Source organism: Flavobacterium panacis, assembly GCF_024649945.1.
GTDB lineage: Bacteria > Bacteroidota > Bacteroidia > Flavobacteriales > Flavobacteriaceae > Flavobacterium > Flavobacterium panacis.
In genome coordinates, this window is the sequence record NZ_JANKMS010000013.1 from 60,035 (window position 1) to 83,411 (window position 23,377).

Below are 23,377 nucleotides of genomic sequence, written 5' to 3' on the forward strand. Positions count from 1 at the left end.
TAATAAATATTGAGGTTTTTATTGCTGATTATACTCAAAAACGTTGTCCCATAATTCATCAATTTTGACAAGTGCTTCTTGGAGCGGAATCACGGTCCATTTTCCGTCAGTTTCTATTCCTAAGCCAATACTTTTTAATTTTAATAGAGCATCGTTTACGTCAAAATCCAGTTCGGTTTTTAAATGAGATACAAACCACAATTCTATTTGCGTATCTAATTCTGATGCTGTTAATGCATTTTGGCTTCGGCTTAAAAAGGCATAGGCTAAGATTGTTTCTTTTAATGCTTCTTCTTCAGACGAATTCAAAAGAGAATAAAATGCACCACTGTTGTTTCCAACATTTTTAAAATACAAACTGTCTGATAGTGTTTTAGAATACCTGATTTTCTTATTGATGAAATTGTTGTACTGACGGAAGCAATAAGCAGCCAAAATTCCTAAAGCAATTAACCCTTGATTTAAAGAGGTCTTACTGTTTAATAAATCGATGGTTTCGCCCGTTTGGTAAGCCTCGTACATATTAAGTAGCGCCGGAATTACTTTGGCACTTAAAAGCGAAAGTCCACCAAAAACACCAGGAACCCAAAGCAGCATTTTGTCTTTTAAAGACATTTTAGGAACCGCATTTGGGAAAATAGTTTCAAGATCATTTTTAGGAACACGCTTAAATATCTTTAAAGCGATAGAGCCCGGATCTATAGGCATTTTTCCTAATTTGACTTTCTTTGCGGCCAAATAATCCGCATCACTATAGTTGAGATATATTAAGACACGATCGTAATATTCGATTTCAACTTCTTTTTTCCAGAAAAAATATTTTTTGACCTTTTCTTTCGCTTTGTGATGTCCACGAGCATACAATTCGTAGTCTTTAAAAGCATTAAAATCAATGGCAAGATTCAGACCTATCAAATCCGATTCTTCAAAAGCAGCTTTTAGAGTTTCGGCGTCAATTCTATAATAATTGCCACGTTCCAAAACGGTAAGTAGCGTTTGCTTAAAAACACTAAAATCACTTTTACCAATAAAACCTTCCCGTTCTTTTTCGCTTAAGTCAGGATCGTAAAGCGCATAGTTTTGCTTTAAGTTCCGATTGAGGTTAAAAGATTCGTAATGATAATAATGCTCAATAATATCAAACAACTTTTTATAATCATCTGCCTTTTTAGGATCGTTTGCTAAAGCGATTTGCTGTTCTAATAAAAACTCTTTGTTGAACGGAATATAATGTTCTCGTGTCATGTCGATTTCGGACTTTAATTTTTTCTGGCGTAGAAGCAGCAAAGATATAATTTTTTACCACGCAGTTTTGGTATGTCCAAAGAGGAAGAAGTAAGTAGCTATGGAAAGTAACGCCGTCAGTTTTGTCATCATGAGGAGCGAAGGATCACACAAGTAACTCCGTAAAATAAATAACCAATTTTGCTCGATTCTGCATTGTAAAAAAAGACAAAAAAAGAGGAATTTCAAATCGTTTTCCAACAATTTGAAATTCCTCTTCGTTTTCTAAAAAAAAGCAATTACAACTTAGAAACAATTACGCTGGGCATAAATGCAGGATTACTTGCGCCTGCACCTCCAGTATACCAATTTCTTGCTGTAGCAGCATTGCCTACAGATGACCTGATGCCTATTGTCAATACGTCATTTACTGCGCAGTCGGGTGCTAATAAAGTTACATTGAATGTGTAATAATATATTCCTGCGGTAGTGTAGTAATATTCAATTTCATCGACTTTTACTCCATTCTTAAAAAGGGCAATATAAGCGGAAGTAACGCCATTGGCATTTGGGCCATCACTGTTTCCCCACCATCTTAGTGTAGAGATATAAGTTCCTTTGGTAGTTATTTTCATCGGCTGGCTGGTCTGCAGTGTGGTAAAGTTGTTTGACACGTTTGAAAGAGTGCCAAAAGTCTGCGCAACAGTACTTCTGTAAACAGTTGTTAAATCTCCTGTTTTTTGCCAGCGAGCGAGACCGTTTGCATCTGACATTAAGGTTGCACCATCTTGCTGAGTGCCATCTTTAATTTGTAAAGCTCCTTTTGTAGTGCCGTTATTTACAATTAATTTTGCTCCACTTCCTCCTGTGGGTACTGTTGTGGTTCCCACAAGGACATTACCATTTGTTGTTATTCGGGTGCGAACTGCATTGTTGGTGCGAACTGCAAAATCATTTTCGTCTGACGTACCAATAGCATTAGTACCTGGAGTTGTTGCGGTATTACCACCAATTGCCCAAGAAGTACCAGCTATACGAATCCATTTACTTCCGTTATTGTAATATTCACCAGGTGTTACCATATTGACTCCAGAGCCTGAAGTAGCAGTATTGTAAACATGCATTCCTGCTGTGTGTGCGGATAGTGGTGTTGCAATGTTGGCTGCAGATAAGGCAACATTAGGCAATAATAAGCCTTTGGTGTTACTGCCATTGGTATTGTTTAAGTCGAGTGCTGCATCTTTGTTGGGGTTATTTGACGAAAACCCCACTTGTGCTTTTATGTTGTTTATGCTGTAAATTAAGAAACAGCTTAGTATATATTTTTTCATGTCATTTAGTTTAGAGCAACATTATTGATGTTGTTTAAAGTTTTATCACCACAATACTTGGCATGTAACGAGGATCTGTGCCAGCAGGTCCTGTATACCATGTGGCGACTCCTGGAGTGGCTCCACCAATTGATGGACTAACACCAATTGTTAAAACATCGCCTGCGGAACAATTAACAGCTAAAAGATTAACAGTTAATGTGAAGTAAGAAGTCGCAGCACTAGGAAGATAATATTCTATACCATCAACTGCGACACCATTTTTATAAAGAGAAAAATATGCTGAAATTGTTTTGCTATCAGGATTTGGTCCATTTGATGTTCCCCACCATCGTATAGAAGTAATATAAGTTCCACCAGCGCCTAATTTAATAGGTTGACTGGTTTGGAGCTGAGTTGCTTTACTCCATGGAAAAGTTTGGGCAACTGTACTTCTATAAATACCGGTTCCTAAAGCGGTGTTTCCAGGCTGGAACCAAGTGCCAACTCCATTTGCATCAGATACCATTACACAACCGTCACATTGGCTGCCATCTTTTATTTGAACGGCTCCTGATGTAGTTCCGTTATCTATGGCAACTTTTGCATTGGTACCTCCTGTGGGTACTGTTGAGGTGTTTATTAGTATTTTACCTGCACTGTTAACTCTCATACGTTCTGTATTGTTTGTACGGACTACAAGATCAGTAGCATCAGTGGTTCCAGCAAAATGGTTGGAGGGATTAGTCCCGCTATTGGTAGTGAGTTCCCAGCCATTATTTTGCAATTGCAACCATTTAGTGCCATCGTTATAATACTCTCCTGGAACTACCGCTGTGTCGCCGGTTCCTGCAGTTGCTGTATTGTAAACATGCATGCCGGCGGTATGTATAGATAGTGGGAATGCATTATTCAACGCGGTTAAAGCAACTTTGGGTAAAAGTAATCCTTTTGTATTGGTGCCATCCGTTGTATTGAGATCCAATACTGCATTTTTATTTGAAGCATTGGTCGTCATTCCCGTTTGTGCCTGTATTTTTGTTAAAAATGCTATAGACGTAAGTAAGCCTATAAATATATATTTTTTCATTTTAAAGAATTTGTAAATTGTTTATTCAAGTACAAGAAAAACGAATTCATTTTACTATTATAATTTAACGACCATTACACTAGGCATCCAATTTGTTTTTGTGGTATCTACAGTTCCCGTATACCATTTTCCACCTATATTGGCCTTAACTGTAATAGTTAGTACATCATTTGCGAGACAGTTTGTAGCTACAAGATTTGTTGTGAAACAGATTCTGCCTACTGATAGTTTTGTTTCGTATTGTTGAAGAAAGTCTACTTGCACTCCGTTTTTATTCAGACCTATATCTGCTTCTACCTGAAATGCAGCGTTTGTTGTATCTGTGGCTCCCCACCATCTTAAAGAGACCATGTAATTTCCGGGTTCACTTACTTTAATGGCTTTATTGGTTTGTAAAACAGTTGCGGTTCCCACATTAAAAGTTTGAGCAGTAGTGCTATTGTAAATTCCTGTTCCTAGATCATTATTACCACCTTGAAACCATTTGGCAACACCATTGGCATCAGACATTAAAGTTGCGCCATCTGCCTGTGTTCCGTCTAATAATTGTATAGCGCCACCTTTATTACCGTTATCAATAATGAGTTTGGCATTGGTGCCACCTGTTGGTACTGTAGAGGTTCCTATTAAAATCTGACCAGTACTTGCCACACGCATCTGCTCAGTATTGTTTGTTTTAACCACAAAATCTTTAGCATCTGTGGTGCCTAAAAAGTTGGTTGTGGCACTGGTTCCTGCATTTCCAGTAATTGACCATAAATTGCTATCAGTCTCTGATCGTATCCATTTTGTGCCATCATTGATGTAGAGACCAGGTGTAACTCCAGTAGTTCCTGTACTTGTTGCCGTATTGTATACTTTCATTCCTGCAACATGTGTAGTCATAGGTGATGCACTTGCTGTCGAAGTGAGGGCAACTTTAGGCAACAACAAACCTTTGGTATTGCTACCATTGCTATTGTTTAAATCTAATGCCGCATTTTTGTTTGGGGTATTAGTTGTCATACCTACTTGTGAGTAAGCGTGCATGGTAACCAAACACCATAACGATAGTGTCAGTTTCACATAAGTTTTCATAAAAATTGAATAATAATGTTGTTAGTAAAATACTTTATTTCCCATAAAGGAAATTCCAATTTCAACTTGTTTTTGTCTTGGGGAATACTCAAATTTTAGACATGTTTCCGGAAGTGGTATTTGGAAACAAATAGAGTAGAGGCTTATAAATTGTTAATCTGGTTTTGGATCGCTTTTATGGCTTCGTTGCTTAGTTTGTTGTACTCGGCTTTTAGTTTGTCACATATAATGCCAGAGCGATCTCCGCGAATAGCCTTTCGAATGTAATCGTAAGAATATCCGTACTTGTCTTTTAGAATCTTTAGGACATCTTGATTATAACTTGATTTTGTTTTCATATTTTTGTCCATTGCTTACTTTGTCTTAAAGATGGGACAAAATTAATAAGATATTTTCTAAAAAGCAAAACAAAAAGTAAGATTTTTTCTAAAAAATGCTGTATGGCAGAAAACACAATACATAGAATTAAAAAATATATCGATTCAAAAGGAATTAAAGTAAGTGTTTTGGAGCGGGAAGTTGGAATGTCTAATGGTTCTTTTGCGAGTCAGCTAAAGAATAATAAAACCATCGGAGTTGATAAGTTAGAAAATATCTTAAGGAAATATACAGATGTCAACCCTGAATGGCTTCTGACAGGTAATGGAAGTATGCTTAAAGCAGAATCTATAGGAAATGATAATGATAATTTGAAACTAAAGACAGATTTCGAAATTCCAGTTTACAACGTCCGTACCATTGCCGGAATCGTTGATTTATTGGGAGAAACAAAAACACAAGTGCCAGTAAATTTTATCAGTATACCCGAAATTTCAGAATCTGATGGCGCTTTGTATGTTACAGGCGATAATATGTATCCGTTACTAAATAGCGGCGACATTGTGGTTTTTAAGAAAATTAAAGTCCCACGAAATAACATTCTTTGGGGCGAGATGTATCTGGTTTATGTAAACAATGACGGAAATGATTTTTTCTTTACCAGTTTTTTAAATAAGTCCGATCGCGATTCTTATGTGCAGTTTGTTTCACAAAATCCTCATCATCAAATGGTCGAGTTTCCTATAAGCAGTATTAAGGCACTTGCCTTGGTCAAGGCTTCGGTTAGGGTGAATGTACAGTTTTAAACTTCTTTTTTTGATTTGTTATCCTGAGGAACGAAAGATCACACAAGTGACTTCGTAAAGTAACACCGTCCAGTATGAAAAAAATGGGATGTCCAATTGTTACCAGCAATTTGAGATCCCATTTTATGTTCCAAAAAAAAAGTGACAAAATTTAAAAAAGCTCTCTTGATGAAAACTAAATTTTAAACTAAAAATTATTCACAGCAATATTAGCACTATAAATTATTGTGGCTATGCGTATTTATACGGTTTTTTGTTTTAAACAACTAAGATTCCAATTTGCTGAGATGCTAAGTACTGAATTAACTAATGGATTCTGATTTTTTGAGCTCGATTACTCCCTGAACATATTTGATTAATTCTTCTTTAGTTACAGAAAAAGCAGCCTTTTCTTCTTCAGTATGAAAATACAAATTGGCAATGCTTTCAGCATCCATGTTTTGATTGAGGTAATGATCTTCTGCATAACGTATCAGATGATCTACAAAAAGTTCACGTTGTTTGCCTTTTTCAATAGTTTCTTTGTCGCCTTCTTTAATTTTTTCGATTACAGATTCGGGTAAATCTATAGTTAGATACATACAATCTACAGCGACTTTTGAAAGCATTTCTTTAGATACCCTTCCTTCTGCGTTGCAATAGGCGCAAGGAGCGGGAACCCATTTTAAGTGTCTTTTTAAGCGAGTAATATCTTCCCAATCGACGAAACCTTTTCCAAGACACCTTGGACACTCGATATCGGATCGTTTAAAAAAATTAAAAATGCTCATGGCTGTACAAAATTCTTATAATGCTAATTTAGGTAATTAAGTAAGAAAAGTTGTTTGGGTCTTTGTTTTTTTTGAAGAAAAGAATTAACAAATGTTGTTGATTTGTTTTTTTGTACTGTAGGGTAAGAAAGTGTAAAGTAGATCCAGTTAAAGAGAGAAATCATGTTAAAAAAATAAGTCTCACATCAAGGAAATTAATGTGAGACTTAAAAAAAAGTAAAGATTCAGTTATTTTTTGTTTCCTAGTTTTTGTAAATACTCACCCAGGGGAATGTCTAGTCCAATTCCCCAAAAAGCATTATCTCCAAATTTAGCATCTTTCACAAAAGGAAAACCTAAAATTAAATTAACATCTAATGCATTGTAAAAACGTAAGCCTAATCCAGCTCCAATATGAGGAAAGTCAAAGTTTTGATTGGTAGTAGTATTTGCTAATGTATAAAGTAATCCGGCTCCATATACTATTCCATAAAATTCATTTATAAAAGGAGCTTTTTTATTTAAATAGACATCATTTTTAATTACATTTTCATATCCTTCAAAACGTTTGAAGTTTGCTATTCGCCATTTTACTCCAATTTTTTCTGAAGCAAAACTTATATTTTTGATTTCTTCTCCATCTGAAAATTTGAAATTTTTAAAGAAAAAATTTTGATTTAGTCCTAAACTTAAATACAATGAAAAAACCGATTTGTTATTTCTGTCATAGTATTGTTGTAATTCAGTAAGAAATGAAGCAACATCAATTTCTACATATTCTTCTGAAGGATTGATTAGAGTGTATTTTTTTATAGCATTGATAAAAAGGGTATAGCTATCTTTGAATTCACCATCAGGAAGATTGTCCTCTATTTTTTTGCTTCCATCTCTTAAAAGATTAACAATACTTTGATAGGTTTCTGCCTCGTCAAGTTTATTTAAATTAGCAATGAATTCGAATAAATTCATTAGTTCGTCATCGTATTCTATAATTTCATTAATTTTTTGTAATGCCCTGATTTTTAATAGAGGAATTATAATTTTGTTCTGTTTTATGATTGAGTTGTAAACTTCATCGTTGTCTCTGTCTCTTATTTTAAGTTCTACCATTTTTTCATTAATGTAATTGTCCAAATAAACAATATCACTCATTTGAACATCATTATTATTAATCAGAGATTTTATTTTGCTATGGAGATTTGATAGAATTTTGGAGGCTTTGGAAATTGTAATTGAATCCAAATTGACCGTTTTAAAGCTATCAATCTTTGCTTCTTCCAATATAGAAGTTAAATATCTATTATAAAAATCATCTGATTGTGTTATTACTAGGTATTTGTCGTTTATCTGTGACTTAATATCTTTCTCAATATTTTTTCGTGCGACATTTTTTTTATCGATTTCGGTGATTAGCGTCTTCTTTAATTCTTCAATTTTGTTTATATCATCATTGAATTTTGATGAATCAACATTAAAATAATTATCATCTATTAAATTATTGATTTTTATTTCATTGATAGCACTTAATTTGTCATCGGGATATTGATATACAATGTATTCTTTTAATTTAATAGCATCATTTAAGATTTCAATGACTAAATTGTTTTTATACTTTTTAGCAAAATCTGGTAGGATGTCTATCTTAGAATTCAATTTGATAATTGAGCTGTTAATGTTTGCCTTAAAAGGATCTAAAGAACTATTTTCTAAAGCGATTAGTTTAGATAATTGTTTATCTGGAAATTCAAATAATTTTACAGGATTTAATTTTATTAAATCATTAGTTAATTTTTTTATATCAGAGTCTATATTGGTTGTGCTGCTGTTAAAAGATTCTAATGATTTTTGATAAGTTAAGGATTCCTTGTACGCGGTGATTTTATCGCAGATGTTACAATCTAAAGAAGGAATTGAGATTTTTTTAGGAGTTTTTGCAATAGTGTTATAGTTTATTAAGGTGATAGAGTTTTCTAAGACAGCTATTTCATCTAATGTGTTTTTTATTTTTAAATCAGGGGTATCGGATTTTTCATTAATCATTTGTATTAAATAATTCACACTAATATCTTGGAGATTTTTTTTTATATCTAAAACAGTTTTTCCCTTATTCTTTTTCAAGAATTCATTGATGATATCATAATTTTGAACATAAGGTCTGATTTTTTTACAGATGTTTATCTTTAAATCATCCAAACTTTCTCTGAATTTTTTTTCAATTTCATCATTTTTTAAGCTTGAATAAAATTGACCAGATCGATAATCTATTTGGTTTTTAAAAAAACCTTTTTTTTGTAATTCAGGTATGTCAGATAAGGATAAACTAACTACGTCAAGTAATATCCCAAAGGGGATTTCAAGAGGATCTCGTGAATATTGTTTTTTTAAAAAAAATAGTTTTTCTTCAACTGTGGATTTTAAACTACTTTCGTCAATTGGTTTTGTTTTATTCTTGCTTAATGTGTTAAGTTCGGAAAAAGAATTGTTTAGATCTTTTAAAGAGCTGTATAGTGAAATGATACTTTTGTCTTTTGGATGTGTAGTAATATATTTTTGCATTACGCTTAATGTAACTGAAGCAGAGTCCAATTTTATAAAATCAGTATTATTGGAAAGGTTTTTAATAATTTTTTCTGATCCAATTTTGTTGTCTTCAATAATAGTGCTGTTGGTGCTTGATATATCTTTTCTTAAAGTTAGTCGAGCAAGCTTTTTTTTGTATTTAGTAGCTTTGCTTTTTTTGTAAACCAATTTATCAAGATCTTTTTCGTTAGTGATTTTGTCGATATTTACTAATCCCGTGTTGAAATCTTTTTCGTGAGTCTTGATTAATTCTTCCCAGTTATCTCTGCTTTTTTTTCTTTTAAGTTCATCTGCTTTTTCTTTGATGGTTTTTTCTTGATAAAATGGAGACTGAATTTTGTAATTACAATATGCTTTATTTGCATTAATAAGTTCTTTATCATTAGATTTTATTATCGCATAAGTAACTCCTAAAGACAAAGCGTAATTTGTAGTTAGTTCAAGAATTTCTTTTTCAATAACCTGCGGATTTTTTTCGTTTAATAAAACATTTAAGCAGTTTTGCACATAGTATTTTGTTGTGAAATTAGCCTCAGGAAACATTTTAAACATAAACCTTTTGAGTGCTTCTTGTTTGAGTTCTTTTTGTTTACTCATGATAATTTCAGTTAGAACTTCTACATCAATGGTTCCCTTGTTCATTGTTAATTTTTCAAGTCCAACGGCTAGTGTAGGATTGACTTGGGCAAACACAAAGGATTGTAGCAATAAAAATGCTATTAGTAATAATTTTTTCATAATTGGTTGTTTTAGATTTATTTTTGGTACAACAACATTACCAAAATTCCAAAAAATCGCACCAAGTATTTATACGGTTTTTTACTATTAAATAATTATTAACTATTTGTTATTAAGTAAGTTGTGTTTTGTGTTTTAAAATAAAGAAAACCCAATAAAACCTAACCAATCCAAAGGTTTTATAAATAATAAAAAACAAAAAAGCCCAACCAAAAGGTCGAGCTTCTCAAAAATTATCTCATTGTCTAATGGACAAATTCTCTAATTAAAAAATCATCTCATTGGCAAATTGTCCAACAAAATCTGATATTTTCTCCCTACGGGAATAGCATCGCCATTTGACATCGTAAGATTTTTAAAAGTAACTGCGGTAATCTTTTGAGTATTGACAATAAAAGAACGATGCACTTGTACAAAATGCGAACAGTCAATTTCGGCGCTGATGCTGGCCAGTGAGCCGTAAATAATGATAGGCGATTTTAGTTTGCAGTTGTAAAGTTTCATGTAGTTGCCTAGACTTTCGATATACAGAATATCAGAAAGAGGTGTTTCTATAGTTTGGCCGTTAGAACGGTATGAAAGTACTTTTTCGTTCGTATTGCTTTCTTTTTTTATAGTGTTTCCAGAATGATAGGTTTTGGCTTTTTCAATGGCTTTAGTGAATTTATCCAGCGAAATTGGTTTCATTAAATAATCAATTGCATCGTTTTGATAGGCCGAAAGCGCAAAATCAGAATAAGCGGTGGTTACAATCGTGATGGGACGATTGGGCTGAAGTTCCATTAATTCTACACCTGAAATTACGGGCATATTAATATCCAGAAAAATAATATCGTATTGGTTTTCGTTAAGCAGTTTTATGGCTTCCATACCATTAAAAGCGCTACCAGAATGTTCCAGTTCGTCAAATTTGGAGATGTGCGAAATCAGTGCTTTGTGCGCCGGTGATTCGTCATCGATTATAAGACAGCGGTAGGTAAGTGCCATATACTTAATTTTACAACAAACATATTTTTCTCTTTCTGGCAGCTCAAATCGTGTTTCAAGCCGTAAACTTCTAGACGTCTTTTTAGGTTTTCAATGCCGATTCCGGTGCTCGAAAGGCGAGATCCCGAATCGAGATAATTGTTTTTTAAAGTAAAAGTCAAATTTCGACATTTTACTTTTAAATCCAGATTAATAAAAGGTTCGAGAGTTTCTGCAGAAAATTTCACAGCATTTTCAACCAATGGTAAAAAGAATAAAGGCGGAATCTCGATTTGATCATTAATGCCTTCAATGTTTTGGTTTACCGTCAATCGCTCATTTCTGAACGTATAATATTCAATATATTTTTTTACAAAGTCAATTTCTTCTTCCACCAGAACATAATCTTTTTTAGAAGCTTCAATCTGATAACGCAACATATCCGAAAGATTCAGAATTCGATCTGGAACTTTGTCTGGTTCTGCCAGCGCTTCGCCATATAGATTGTTCATGGCATTCAATAAAAAATGCGGATTTAATTGCTGTTTTAAAAACGAAAGTTCCGATTTGAAATTCATAATGTCTTTGTCGGCCTGCATCATTTTTTTGGTAATCACAACGTGCATAAAATAGAAAAACATTCCGTTTATGATGAGCGATAAAATTTGGAGCGTTTTAAAATTCCCCAATCCGACAAGTGGGAAAAACCAATTCATAAAAAAGTAAAAACAAGTCCAGTACACTACAAGAAGTATAAAGAAAGTTTTGACTTTTCTTTTAAACAAAAAAGGTCTGATAATACAAATGTTGAAAATAGTAATCCAGACAATGCATGGAAAATAACCTACGGCAATTTGGCTCAAAATATAAGACCAAGTGTGTCCATCAAGTTTTATTTCGTCATAAACGCAGGCTAGAATAACTAAGTAAACCAATGTGTTTACGAGGATATTTCGTAGAAAAAAGTTCTGATAAATTTTGGAGATCGTCATAACGGCAAAAATAATATAATCGTATAGTTTTTAGCCCTTTGTAAACAATAAATTATACCAACGCCATTCGTATAAATTATACGCCGTTGGTATAAAAACACTATTATAATAAGAGTGTCTCCTTTACTTTTGAACCGAATTTCAAATATCATCCAAACAAATTTATTATAGCACAAGTTTATGAAATCCAAAATCATTTCAGTTTTAGTTGTATTCATCTCATTAAAAGCTATGGGACAGGAAAAGGAGCCAGGCATGAAAACGTTAGGAAAAGCCATAGTCGATAAGTTTCCGACAACAAGAACTTTTGATGTGCAATACGAACAGCTTGGACCTTCGAACTACGATTCGGAATTGTTTGGTAATAAATTTGAAAGAGGAAGAGTAGAAAGTCACAGCCGATTTAAAGCTGCCTTTAATCTGCCATTTTATGCTACAAAATCAAAGCGATTTGTTTTAACGTCTTCTTTGCGTTATAAATATGAAAATTACCAATTTGGCGATATTTACAATTACGGAACCAATGAAACGTATAGGAGAGAAAATGCCGATGTTCACTACTGGGCAGGAGCATTAACGGCAACTTATATGTCTTCTCTTTTCGGAAAACCGGCCATTTATAGCGCAACCGCAACTGTAGATGGGGACGAAGAAAATCTACAGCGTGTAAAAGGTTTTGCATCGGGGGTTTTGGTGCTAAAAAGAACGCCTTCAACCACTATTACTGCTGGAGTTTTGGTGTTGCTGGATCCGTCTTCGATTGTGCCGATGACGCCACTTTTGTCTATTAACCATAAATTTAAAAACTCAAAATGGGATATGGATTTTATTCTGCCACAACGTCTTTTGTTTAGAAGAGAATTGCTGGAAAACGGAAGAATTTCTTTAGGGACAGAATTGAATACGGAGAATTTTTATCTGCATTTAAACAGTCCTAACATGAAAGGAGTTTACGAACTCAACCAATTAGAACTAAAATCGGGGATTACTTATGAGTATAGTTTTACTCCAAAACTTATTGCGTTTGCAAAAGCAGGTATCAATAATGTAGTAAGTGCCCGAATTACAGAACGTGGCGAACGAACGAATCGTTACGTATATGACCAAAAAGAAGATGCGCAAGGTTATGTTAGATTTGGAATCTCTTATAATCTTTTTGACAGAAAGTAAAAAAATAGAGTTTTAAGATTTAAAAATGTGTAGTTATGATTGTTGAAATTTTTAAAACAAACGTAGAAAAGGAAACCGAAACCAATTACATTATTGCAGTTATCAAAAGACAGTTTCCATCCTATAAGGTTAATTTTGATTTAGAAGACTGCGATAAAATTCTGAGAGTAGAAGCCTTAGAACCACAATGGAATGCTATCATTGATTATGTCAATTGCTTAGGATTTTCTTGTGTGAGATTGGAATAGTCTTTTTGATTAAGATCAGCCAGATTACAATTTGAAACTGAAGCAAAAACAGGTAGAAATACGTAGCTGTATTCTTTTGTTTATAAATAATTTTGTGCAATATTTTGTTTTAAATGTAAAACTATTCAGATGTTAAATTTTATTCTTTCTCTTTTTCTTTTTCTGTTGGAACAATTGTTTTAGTTGAGCTATTGTGCTTTAGTAGAAGGAATTATTGTTTATGATAACATGGTTTAAAGGCTATTCTTGGTTATAAAAAAAAAGCTGTAAACTTAGATTTACAGCTTTTTTGTTTTGTATAAATTGAATTTGCTTTAATACATTTTAGTTGCAAATAAGTAACTTTCGCCAAAACCAGTGTTAAATATCATGTTGTTTATTGTTGCGGTGCCCATTGGGGTTGCTGCATTTAAAATTGAGTATAGTGTCGTATTGTTGGTTACTTCTATTACTGCAACGCCTGAAAGTAAACTATACATATCTAAGTAGTCTATAGATCCACTTATTAAGCTACTTCCAACAAAAGAAAAGTTAGTATTTGTCTTGGCTGTCTGAGATTCGCTTAAAGACATTTGAATCCATAAGCTACTATTGACAGGTATTGCATTATTTTGTATTAATTCACCATAATAGACTAACCAACGACCTGGTGTAAGTACTATTTTGCGTCCTAAATATTTAGGGGCAGAAGGAGATGCGCTTGTGTATGTTCTATTTCCTGCTGCGATGGTTGTTGTGCTTAGGACAAAACCGCCTTCGGTTCCTGGTAAGCTTTGCCATGTAGCTAATCCGTTTGCATCGCTGGTTAATACTTTGGCATAACCTTCAGATCCATCTTTGATTTGTAAGGCTCCGGCGGATGTTCCGTTATTGATTTGTATTTTGGCTGTAGTGCCTCCAGTTAATGGAGTAGTTGTATTAACTAGAAGTTGTCCATTCGAAGTAATACGCATTCTCTCTGTACTGTTGGTTTCTAATGGGAAATCAAAAGCATCATTTGTTCCAATCGCTTTTATGGCTCCATTGTTATTTCCGTCTTGTATCCAAGTATCCATTGCTGAGGAGACACGAATCCATTTTGTACCATTGTTGAAATATTCGCCTGGAGTAACTGCATTTATGCCAGTTCCAGCGGTTGCGGTATTCCAAACATGCATTCCTGCTACATGTGCTGTCATAGGCGCAATATTGTTAATGGCTGTTAGAGCTACTTTGGGCAATAAAAGCCCTTTGGTATTAGTCCCATCTGTTTTGTTTAAATCTAAAACAGCATCTTTATTTGGGTTATTGCTTGGTATTCCCACTTGTGCATTTGTACTCATTGTTAGACACCAAAAAAAGAGTGTCATTTTAAAAATCTTTTTCATAAATCTTGAAATAATTGTTTTGTTGTTACTATAAAACCTTTAAAAGGTTCTGAAGATTGATTGCTTTTGTTTTTGGAGTAGAGGGAGCACAACAAAGTGAATGTTTGTTTCGCGAAGTGGTATTTGAAACAAGTTGAGGTAAGTAGTATTGTGTAGAGGCTTATAATTTGTATAGCTGGCTTTTGATGGCTTTTATAGCTTCGTTGTTGAGTCTGATGTATTTGGCTTTTATCATATTGCAGATAATACCTGTACGATCTCCTCTAATGGATTTTCTGATATAGTCTTGAGTATAACCGTATCTCGCTTGTATAATCTTTAGTACATCCTGATTATAACTTGGTTTTGTTTTTTCATTTTTGTCCATTGTTTTTGTTTTTTAATCTTCCAAGAAGGTATTTCACTCTAAATAGAAGATGATTTGCTTACATTTCCATATTGTTTGTTTTTCTAATTATTAATAATTGCTTTTTTAGGACTAGGATTAGCGTCTTTTTTTAAAAGATTCTTGATTATTTCCTGAAAAGCTTTATCGAGTTCTTTGTAATCATTTTTTATTCTATCTGCAGTAATACTCAAATTGTGTCCGCTTAAACATTGCCGAACATAAACAGTTGTAAGTCCGTATTTCTCTACCAAAGCTTTTATTATTCGCTGGTCGTAAGTATACTTCCTGTTTTTTTTCGTTTCTTTGCTCATTTTCACTTTTTGTTTCTTATTGCAAATGCAAAGATATAACCTATTTTCTATTTTGCAAGAAAATTACTAGAATATTTTCTACTTGTTTTATGAAGGCGATTGAACGTTTATATGAATATCTCGAATTTAAAGGGCTTAAAGTAACTCCTTTTGAAGTTAAAACTGGGCTTTCAAATGGATATTTGGGTAAGCAATTTAAAAGAAAGGCAGATTTAGGAGAGACTATTTTACTTAAAATACTAGAAAATTGTCAGGATTTAAATCCTGTTTGGCTATTAATGGGAGATGGTCTTATGTTAAATCCTGATTCTTCTGTAGGTAATAAAGCAGAAATAGAACAATATGTGACTAGTGATTTCTCCTTGAAAACAGATAAAACCAAAAAAAGGCAATTTATTCCTTTATTTGATATTCAAGAAACAACTTCTGTGGCGGCTCTGTTTTGTAATCAGGAACAACAAGAACCTGTCGATTATATGGCAATTCCTAATCTGCCAAAATGTGACGGTGCAATCTCAGTAAGCGGAGATAGTATGTATCCTTTAATAAAATCAGGAGATGTTGTGCTGTATAAAAAGGTCAAAAATACTATCGAAACAATCTTTTGGGGAGAAATGTATCTGGTGTCGATTTTAGATGAAGACGGCAATGAGTTTAACATGATACGCTGGATTCAAAAATCGGAACAAGGAAATGAATATCTCAAATTGGTAAGTGAAAATGAAAAACATGAGCCTAAAGATTTGCCTATTCAGTCTATTAACGGCTTGGCTCTTATTAAAGCTTCTCTTCGTGTAAATTCGATGTCTTAAATGTAATAAAGTTTTGGGCATTATTTTCTACATTTGTGCCCTATGAAAAAAGCTTTCCAACTCTTCGATTTTAGTCAAAAAATCAATTACAAAAACGAAATTTTAGCTGGTTTAACTGTGGCAATGACCATGATTCCAGAATCACTGTCATTTGCAATTCTGGCTGGATTTCCACCTTTGGTAGGATTATACGCTGCCTTTATTGCCGGATTGGTCACCGCTATTTTTGGAGGAAGACCGGGAATGATTTCGGGTGGAGCAGGGGCAACAGTGATTGTATTAATTGCCCTAATGAAATCGCACGGAATTGAATATGTTTTTGCAGCCGTTGCCCTCGGTGGAATTGTTCAAATCTGTATCGGACTTTTTAAGCTCGGAAAATTTATTCGTTTGGTTCCGCAACCTGTAATGTTTGGTTTCGTAAACGGTTTGGCGGTTGTGATTTTTATGTCGCAGTTAGAACAGTTTAAAACAGTTGTAAGCGGACAAGTTTCTTGGCTTCAAGGAACTCCTTTATATATAATGGGAGGTTTGGTGGCTTTGACAATCGGAATTGTTTTAATTTTTCCGAAAATTACAAAAGCGGTTCCAGCTTCTTTAGTCGCTATAATGGTTGTTTTTGCTTTGGTCCTTGTTTTTAATATTGAAACCAAAACCGTAGAAGATATTGCTTCTGTACAAGGTGGATTTCCTCCGTTTCACATTCCGAATATTCCTTTTTCTTTTGAAACTTTAAAAATTATTTTTCCGTATTCGGTAATTGTGGCTGCTGTAGGTTTAACAGAAGGTTTACTAACGTTGAATTTAGTGGATGAAATTACAGGAACAAGAGGAAATAGTAACAGAGAATGTATTGCGCAAGGAAGTTCAAACATCTTAAACGGATTTTTCTACGGAATGGGAGGTTGTCCTATGATCGCACAAACGTTAGTAAATCTTGGAGCAGGTTCAAGAGCCAGACTTTCAGGAATTATTGCGGCTTTGACCATTTTGATTATTATCCTTTTTGGAGCGCCTGTAATTGGAAAATTGCCAATGGCAGCTTTGGTCGGTGTCATGATGATGGTAGCAGTTACTACTTTTGAATGGGCGAGTTTCAGAATCATTAATAAAATGCCAAGACATGATATTTTTGTTGGAATTTTAGTGGCTGTAATCACGATTGTATTGCATAATCTAGCATTGGCAGTTTTAATAGGAGTTATTATTTCGGCCTTAGTTTTTGCTTGGGAAAGTGCGAAACGAATCCGTGCACGTCATTACATTGATGAAAATGGTGTAAAACATTATGAAATCTACGGACCATTATTCTTTGGTTCCACAACTGCTTTTATTGAAAAATTTGACATTCAAAACGATCCGAATCATATTATCATTGATTTTAAAGAAAGTCGTGTTTCAGATATGTCGGCGATTGAAGCTTTAAATAATATTACTAAAAAATACAATCAACTAAATAAGGTAGTTGAATTAAAACATTTAAGCGAAGACTGTCGTCAATTATTGAAAAATGCCGATGCGGTTATCAATGTAAATGTGATTGAAGATCCGACGTATAAAGTGGTTTCTTAATTAGAAAATTATCTTAACAAACGTGTATTATTTATTGACAAACCCGACAGGTTTTTAAAACCTGTCGGGTTTGTTGTATGTAGTGTTTTTGACAAATTTTAGGTTATTTATAAAGGCCTTTTGTCATTTTCTAATTGGTACATTCTCAAATTATCTAATTAAAATAATAATTTGATTTTTGTAACTTTGTAAAATGAAACTAACAGAAACATTAGAAGATTTTTACACCGTTAAAATCAAAGGAATGCCCGAAAATCTTAAAAAAGAAATCGGACATTTTAATGTTTTTAAACTGGATGAATACGTTGGAAGTACTTGCAGTCCATTGCCTTATACGAGAAAAGACTTTTATAAGATAAGTTTGATTATCGGGAAAAATAAAGTGCATTATGCAGATAAAGTCGTAACGATTGAAGATCAGGCTTTATTCTTCGCAAATCCGCAAATTCCGTATAGTTGGGAGCATATTGATGAAAGTCAAACGGGTTTTTTCTGTATTTTCACAGATGCATTTTTTAGTCAGTTTGGAAATTTAAAAGACTATCCTTTGTTTCAGCCTGGCGGAAATCCTGTAGTTCCAGTTTCTATGGAATTGGCAGAATCTTTAAAAACCGTTTATTTAAAAATGTTAGAAGAAATCAACTCTGATTATGCTTTTAAATATGACGTGCTTCGGAATCTGGTTTTTGAAATCATTCATTTAGCCTTAAAAACACAAACCGTAACGGCTTCATTATATAGTAAATCGAATGCTACAATTCGAGTTTCTTCTTTGTTTTTAGAATTATTAGAAAGACAATTTCCTGTTGAGTCTATTTCGCAGCAAATTAATTTCCGTTCACCTTCAGAATATTCAAATCAATTGAATGTGCATGTCAACCATCTCAATAAAGCTTTAAAAGAAACCACAGGAAAAACCACTTCTCAGATTATTTCAGAAAGAATTGTTCAGGAAGCTATGATTTTGTTGAAACAAACCAATTGGAATATCAATGAAATTGCTTGGTGTTTAGGATTCGAAGAGTTGTCTCATTTTATTAATTTCTTCAAGAAAAATGTTCAAGTTTCGCCCAAAAACTATCGATTAGCAGAAATTGATTGATTTTTGTAACTTCTTGCTTGATTGCTTTAATTTTTAAGAAGTACTTCGCCAATACCTTTGTCCTGTAATTATAAACGTAAAAATTTAAAATCATGGGAAATAACAAAGTTTGGTTTATCACAGGTGCTTCAAAAGGACTTGGATTAGAATTGGCTAAAAAATTATTGAAAGAAGGTTTTAAAGTTGCTGCAACATCAAGAAGTGAAGCATCTTTAATCGCAGTATTAGGAAGTGCATCAGAAAGTTTTCTTCCTCTTGAAATGGATTTAGTAGATGAAAAAAGCGTAAAAAATGCCATTGATAAAACCGTAAATCATTTTAAAACAATCGATGTTTTAGTCAATAACGCAGGTTACGGATTATTAGGAGCTTTAGAAGAACTAACCGATGCAGAAGCCAGAAAAAACTTCGAAGTAAATGTTTTCGGATTATTAAATGTAATCAGAAATACAATGCCGATTCTTCGCGCGAATCAATCGGGACATATTTTTAATATTTCTTCTGTTGGAGGCTATTACGGAGAATTTCCAGGTTGGGGAATTTATTGTTCGACTAAGTTTGCGGTTGGAGGTTTAACAGAATCTTTAGCAGCAGAAATAAAACCATTTGGAGTTCACGCAACAATAGTTTATCCGGGTTATTTTAGAACCGATTTCTTAAAAGACAGTTCGCTTTTATTGCCAGAAAATCCAATTGCGGAATACAAAGAAGTAAGGCAATCTCAAAGTGCGCACAAAGAAGATATCAATGAAAATCAGCCGGGAGATCCTGTAAAATTAGCAGAAGCGTTAATTAAAGCTAGCGAAGATCAGAATCCGCCTTTGCATTTATTTTTAGGTGAAGATGCTTTTAATATGGCGAATCAGAAAATTGCTAGTGTGCAAAGTGAATTGGGGAAATGGAGAGAGGTTTCTGTTGGAACTAATTTTTAATTAGATAATGTGTCAATTTGATAATTGGAAAATGATTTTCACAACGGATATATGCGTTGATAAACCCAACAGGTTTTAAAAACTTGTCGGGTTTAGTTCTTGTGATTTGTTTTTAGAATTGCCTCCAGATTTATCTAGAGGAACAAAATAAATAATGGGAAAAGGGCTTTAGCCAAACTATAAAGTTTGGCTAAAGCCCTTTAAATATTTCTATAAACTAACCTCCAGATGAAGACAATTGATTTTGTACAATGAAGAAAATTATCTAATTATCTAAATTGGCACATTATCTAATAATTAAATTGACTAATTGCCTCATTACTTCAACATCGAGTCGACATCGCTCAATTTTCCATCAATTTCGCCAATTTTTAAGCCTAAAATTTCGGCGATTAAAGGATAAACTGAAATATTAGGAAAAGTTCTAACGGTTTTATTGACTTTAAAAGCAGGACCTTTTGCATAAAAAATGGCGTGCATATCTTTTTCATTATTGTCATAACCGTGAGTTCCGCCTTTTATATGTGTACTTTCTTTGCTTACTAAACTCCATCCTTTTTCAGCTTCAATCACAAAATCATGTACACGCGGATTTGCTCCGTAATGTAATCTTTTAGGAACTTCAGCCGATTTGTAAAATTTAATATGCGGTACTTTTTTCAAAGCATTGGCGATAGAATCCTGAAAACCAGGTTTTGCTTGTAAGCTCATAATTGGATTGATAACATCTTTATAGCCCAGCCATTCTGGTTTTAAATAATCTAAAACAGCTACTTTTTTATCGTTACTGATATTGGCCATTCCGTGATCAGAAACAATAATTAAGTTGATTTGTTTTCCAATTGGCAAAGCATCTAATTTACGGGATAATTCTCCCATAATAGAGTCCATTTTAATAACTGCTTTTTTGGTTTCTGGTGAAAGTGGACCAAAGTTATGTCCAGAATGATCAGGTTCATCAAAGTATAAAGTAACCAGATGAGGTCTTTGTTTTTCTGGAAGCTGCAACCATTTCATAACCGTGTCAATTCTGGCTCCGTAAGGAACTTTTCCGTTGTAATTTTTGAAATAGCTTGGATTTCTTTTGTCAATATCAGAACCAGGCCAAAAGAACGAAGCGGTTTTTACGCCTTGTTGTTCTGCTAGATTCCAGATTGGATTTCCTCCATAAAATCTAGAATCGTTTTTAGCATCACTGGATAATGAAAAAGATTGATCTAAAGAAGAGTCATAAAAAACATTATTAATGATTCCGTGATGATCCGGATAAAGTCCTGTAACAATCGTATAATGATTAGGGAAGGTCTTTGTGGGATAAGACGGTTTCATTGATTTGGCATGAACGCCTTCTTTGGAGATTTGTTTTAGGTTGGGAAGATTATATTGCTTGGCATAATCCCAACGAAATCCATCCATAGAAACTAAAACAACATAATTGTCTTTATTATTTTGAGCTTGTAAAAAAGCTGTAAGAAGTAAGAATGTAAAAGATAAAAGGTGAGTAGTGAATTTTCTCATTTTGCAATTTTAAATAGAAATACAAAGGTAGAGATAAGAGATTTTTTAAAGAAAAAGAGAATGTTAAATAAAAAAGTTTGCCACGAATTCACGAATTATTTTTTTTATAACCTTTAATGTTTAAAAATAGTTGTCGTTAATTGCCCGAATGCTTTGTGTGAAAAAAATTTGCCACGAATTCACGAATTATTTTTTTCTAATCTTTGTGTTTAAAAATTGTTGTCATTAATTATACGAATGCTTTGTGTGAAAAAAGTTTGCCACAGATTATAATTCTTTCAATCTGTGTAATTTGTGGCAAATAAAAATATACGTATAGATTAGAAAAAAATAATTCGTGAATTCGTGGCTAACAAAAAAAGCGCCAGATAAAAAAAATCTGACGCTTTTAAGTTTTAAGAAGAGAATGAATTACATCATTCCTGGCATTCCGCCTCCCATTGGCATTCCGCCTCCGGCATTTTCTTCTTTAATATCAATTAATGCACATTCTGTAGTCAAGATCATTCCAGAAACAGATGCAGCATTTTCTAATGCAACACGAGTTACTTTTTTAGGATCGATAATTCCAGCAGTAAGCATGTCTACGTATTCGTCAGTTTTTGCATTGTATCCAAAATCACCTGAACCTTCAGAAACTTTAGCCACAACAACAGAACCTTCAAGACCAGCGTTTTCAACGATAGTTCTTAATGGAGATTCAACAGCGCGAGAAACGATTTGAATTCCAGTTGCTTCGTCAGCATTGTCAGCTTTTAAGTCAGCCAAAGCAATTTTAGCTCTCAATAAAGCAACACCACCACCAGCAACGATTCCTTCTTCTACAGCAGCACGAGTTGCGTGTAAAGCATCATCTACTCTGTCTTTTTTCTCTTTCATTTCAACTTCAGAAGCTGCACCAACATAAAGAACTGCAACACCTCCAGCTAATTTAGCTAAACGCTCTTGTAATTTTTCTTTATCGTAATCAGATGTAGTAGTTTCCATCTGACCTTTAATTTGGTTCACACGGTTTTTGATAATATCTGCTTCACCAGCACCACTTACGATAGTTGTATTGTCTTTGTCGATAGAAACTCTTTTTGCGTTTCCTAACATGTCGATAGTTGTATTTTCAAGAGTATAACCTCTTTCTTCAGAAATTACAGTTCCACCAGTTAAGATAGCGATATCTTCTAACATTGCTTTTCTTCTGTCTCCGAAACCTGGAGCTTTTACAGCAGCAATTTTAAGAGCACCTCTTAATTTGTTTACTACCAAAGTAGAAAGTGCTTCACCGTCAACATCTTCAGCGATAATTAATAATGGTTTTCCTGATTGTGCAACTGGCTCTAAAACTGGAAGTAATTCTTTTAAAGAAGAAACTTTTTTGTCGTATAATAAAATGTATGGAGAATCTAATTCAACTTCCATTTTCTCTGGATTTGTTACGAAGTAAGGAGAAAGGTATCCTCTGTCAAACTGCATTCCCTCAACAACGTCAACGAAAGTGTCAGTTCCTTTAGCTTCTTCAACAGTGATAACCCCTTCTTTTCCAACTTTAGCGAAAGCTGTAGCGATCAATTCACCAATAACTTCGTCATTATTAGCAGAAATAGAAGCGATTTGTTTGATTTTGTCAGAATCACTTCCAACAACTTTAGCTTGTTTTGCTAAGTCAGCAACGATAGTCTCAACTGCTTTGTCGATTCCACGTTTCAAATCCATTGGATTTGCACCTGCAGCAACGTTTTTCAAACCTTCTTTTACGATAGCTTGAGCTAAAACTGTAGCCGTTGTAGTTCCGTCTCCAGCTAAATCATTGGTTTTAGAAGCAACTTCTTTCACCATTTGCGCACCCATGTTTTCTAATGCGTCTTTTAATTCGATTTCTTTTGCAACAGAAACACCATCTTTAGTAACAGTTGGTCCACCAAATGATTTTCCGATAATTACGTTACGACCTTTTGGTCCAAGAGTTACTTTTACAGCATTTGCTAATGCATCAACACCACGTTTTAAACCGTCACGTGCTTCAATATCAAATTTTATATCTTTTGCCATTTTAATTTTTGTTTAAAGTTTGATTTGTTTCAAGTTAATAAAGTTCTTAATTCTTAATACCTTG

The 23,377-nt window shown here is 33.7% G+C and carries 21 protein-coding genes; 7 read left to right on the forward strand and 14 right to left on the reverse strand.

Going from position 1 to position 23,377, the window contains the following annotated elements; translation table 11 throughout:
- Positions 1-18: 18 nt before the first annotated feature.
- From NQQ59_RS22230 to NQQ59_RS22250, 5 genes are all read right to left on the reverse strand, one after another.
- Positions 19-1,245 (reverse strand): TMEM143 family protein, encoded by a 1,227-nt coding sequence (locus NQQ59_RS22230; RefSeq protein WP_144215292.1) that lies wholly within the window; start codon positions 1,243-1,245, stop codon positions 19-21.
- Positions 1,246-1,523: 278 nt separating this feature from the next.
- Entirely contained in the window at positions 1,524-2,555 is a 1,032-nt protein-coding gene (locus NQQ59_RS22235) for a hypothetical protein (RefSeq protein WP_144215291.1), read from the reverse strand.
- Positions 2,556-2,589: 34 nt separating this feature from the next.
- A complete protein-coding gene (locus NQQ59_RS22240) occupies positions 2,590-3,624 on the reverse strand; it encodes a hypothetical protein (protein ID WP_144215290.1) in 1,035 nt (344 codons plus the stop codon).
- A gap of 57 nt (positions 3,625-3,681) precedes the next feature.
- Positions 3,682-4,701, reverse strand: a complete 1,020-nt coding sequence (locus NQQ59_RS22245; RefSeq protein ID WP_144215289.1) for a hypothetical protein — start codon at positions 4,699-4,701, stop codon at positions 3,682-3,684.
- 143 nt (positions 4,702-4,844) lie between these two features.
- Entirely contained in the window at positions 4,845-5,039 is a 195-nt protein-coding gene (locus NQQ59_RS22250; protein ID WP_144215288.1) for a hypothetical protein, read from the reverse strand.
- Between the two features lie 102 nt (positions 5,040-5,141).
- On the opposite strand from NQQ59_RS22250, the gene NQQ59_RS22255 reads away from it, so the two are divergent.
- On the forward strand, positions 5,142-5,825 hold the full coding sequence (locus NQQ59_RS22255; RefSeq protein WP_144215287.1) for a S24 family peptidase: 684 nt from the start codon (positions 5,142-5,144) through the stop codon (positions 5,823-5,825).
- Positions 5,826-6,127: 302 nt separating this feature from the next.
- Here the strand turns inward: NQQ59_RS22255 and NQQ59_RS22260 are convergent, their stop codons facing one another.
- The 4 genes from NQQ59_RS22260 to NQQ59_RS22275 all read right to left on the reverse strand — a co-directional run bounded on the left by NQQ59_RS22260 (position 6,128) and on the right by NQQ59_RS22275 (position 11,850).
- Complete coding sequence (locus tag NQQ59_RS22260) at positions 6,128-6,595, reverse strand: hypothetical protein (protein ID WP_144215286.1); 468 nt, start codon at positions 6,593-6,595, stop codon at positions 6,128-6,130.
- Positions 6,596-6,823: 228 nt separating this feature from the next.
- Complete coding sequence (locus NQQ59_RS22265; RefSeq protein ID WP_144215285.1) at positions 6,824-9,892, reverse strand: transcriptional regulator; 3,069 nt, start codon at positions 9,890-9,892, stop codon at positions 6,824-6,826.
- A gap of 273 nt (positions 9,893-10,165) precedes the next feature.
- Positions 10,166-10,879 (reverse strand): LytR/AlgR family response regulator transcription factor, encoded by a 714-nt coding sequence (locus NQQ59_RS22270; protein WP_144215284.1) that lies wholly within the window; start codon positions 10,877-10,879, stop codon positions 10,166-10,168.
- Positions 10,852-11,850, reverse strand: a complete 999-nt coding sequence (locus NQQ59_RS22275) for a sensor histidine kinase (RefSeq protein WP_144215283.1) — start codon at positions 11,848-11,850, stop codon at positions 10,852-10,854. The genes NQQ59_RS22270 and NQQ59_RS22275 overlap by 28 nt, the downstream gene beginning before the upstream one ends.
- Before the next feature lie 180 nt (positions 11,851-12,030).
- Between NQQ59_RS22275 and NQQ59_RS22280 the strand changes: the two genes are divergently transcribed.
- The gene (locus NQQ59_RS22280; RefSeq protein ID WP_144215282.1) at positions 12,031-13,020 is read left to right on the forward strand and encodes a DUF6268 family outer membrane beta-barrel protein; all 990 of its coding nucleotides are present in this window, start codon (positions 12,031-12,033) and stop codon (positions 13,018-13,020) included.
- Between the two features lie 35 nt (positions 13,021-13,055).
- Positions 13,056-13,268: a hypothetical protein gene (locus tag NQQ59_RS22285; protein WP_144215281.1), complete on the forward strand. Its 213-nt coding sequence runs from the start codon at positions 13,056-13,058 to the stop codon at positions 13,266-13,268.
- Between the two features lie 314 nt (positions 13,269-13,582).
- Here the strand turns inward: NQQ59_RS22285 and NQQ59_RS22290 are convergent, their stop codons facing one another.
- From NQQ59_RS22290 to NQQ59_RS22300, 3 genes are all read right to left on the reverse strand, one after another.
- Complete coding sequence (locus NQQ59_RS22290) at positions 13,583-14,590, reverse strand: hypothetical protein (RefSeq protein ID WP_144716300.1); 1,008 nt, start codon at positions 14,588-14,590, stop codon at positions 13,583-13,585.
- A 205-nt stretch (positions 14,591-14,795) separates the two neighbouring features.
- Positions 14,796-15,002 carry a hypothetical protein gene (locus tag NQQ59_RS22295; protein ID WP_144215279.1) on the reverse strand — a complete coding sequence of 69 codons (207 nt, stop codon included), beginning with the start codon at positions 15,000-15,002 and terminating at the stop codon, positions 14,796-14,798.
- Positions 15,003-15,085: 83 nt separating this feature from the next.
- Entirely contained in the window at positions 15,086-15,334 is a 249-nt protein-coding gene (locus NQQ59_RS22300; protein WP_144215278.1) for a hypothetical protein, read from the reverse strand.
- A gap of 89 nt (positions 15,335-15,423) precedes the next feature.
- Between NQQ59_RS22300 and NQQ59_RS22305 the strand changes: the two genes are divergently transcribed.
- The 4 genes from NQQ59_RS22305 to NQQ59_RS22320 all read left to right on the forward strand — a co-directional run bounded on the left by NQQ59_RS22305 (position 15,424) and on the right by NQQ59_RS22320 (position 19,752).
- Entirely contained in the window at positions 15,424-16,146 is a 723-nt protein-coding gene (locus NQQ59_RS22305; protein WP_144215277.1) for a S24 family peptidase, read from the forward strand.
- A 42-nt stretch (positions 16,147-16,188) separates the two neighbouring features.
- Positions 16,189-17,718, forward strand: coding sequence for a SulP family inorganic anion transporter (locus NQQ59_RS22310; RefSeq protein ID WP_144215276.1), 1,530 nt, complete (start codon positions 16,189-16,191; stop codon positions 17,716-17,718).
- Between the two features lie 193 nt (positions 17,719-17,911).
- Complete coding sequence (locus NQQ59_RS22315; RefSeq protein WP_144215275.1) at positions 17,912-18,820, forward strand: helix-turn-helix domain-containing protein; 909 nt, start codon at positions 17,912-17,914, stop codon at positions 18,818-18,820.
- A gap of 92 nt (positions 18,821-18,912) precedes the next feature.
- Entirely contained in the window at positions 18,913-19,752 is an 840-nt protein-coding gene (locus NQQ59_RS22320; protein ID WP_144215274.1) for an oxidoreductase, read from the forward strand.
- A gap of 318 nt (positions 19,753-20,070) precedes the next feature.
- Here NQQ59_RS22320 and NQQ59_RS22325 read toward each other — a convergent pair whose 3' ends face one another.
- Positions 20,071-21,270, reverse strand: coding sequence for an alkaline phosphatase family protein (locus NQQ59_RS22325; RefSeq protein ID WP_144215273.1), 1,200 nt, complete (start codon positions 21,268-21,270; stop codon positions 20,071-20,073).
- A 411-nt stretch (positions 21,271-21,681) separates the two neighbouring features.
- Complete coding sequence (groL, locus tag NQQ59_RS22330; RefSeq protein WP_144215272.1) at positions 21,682-23,313, reverse strand: chaperonin GroEL; 1,632 nt, start codon at positions 23,311-23,313, stop codon at positions 21,682-21,684.
- Positions 23,314-23,377: the final 64 nt, after the last annotated feature.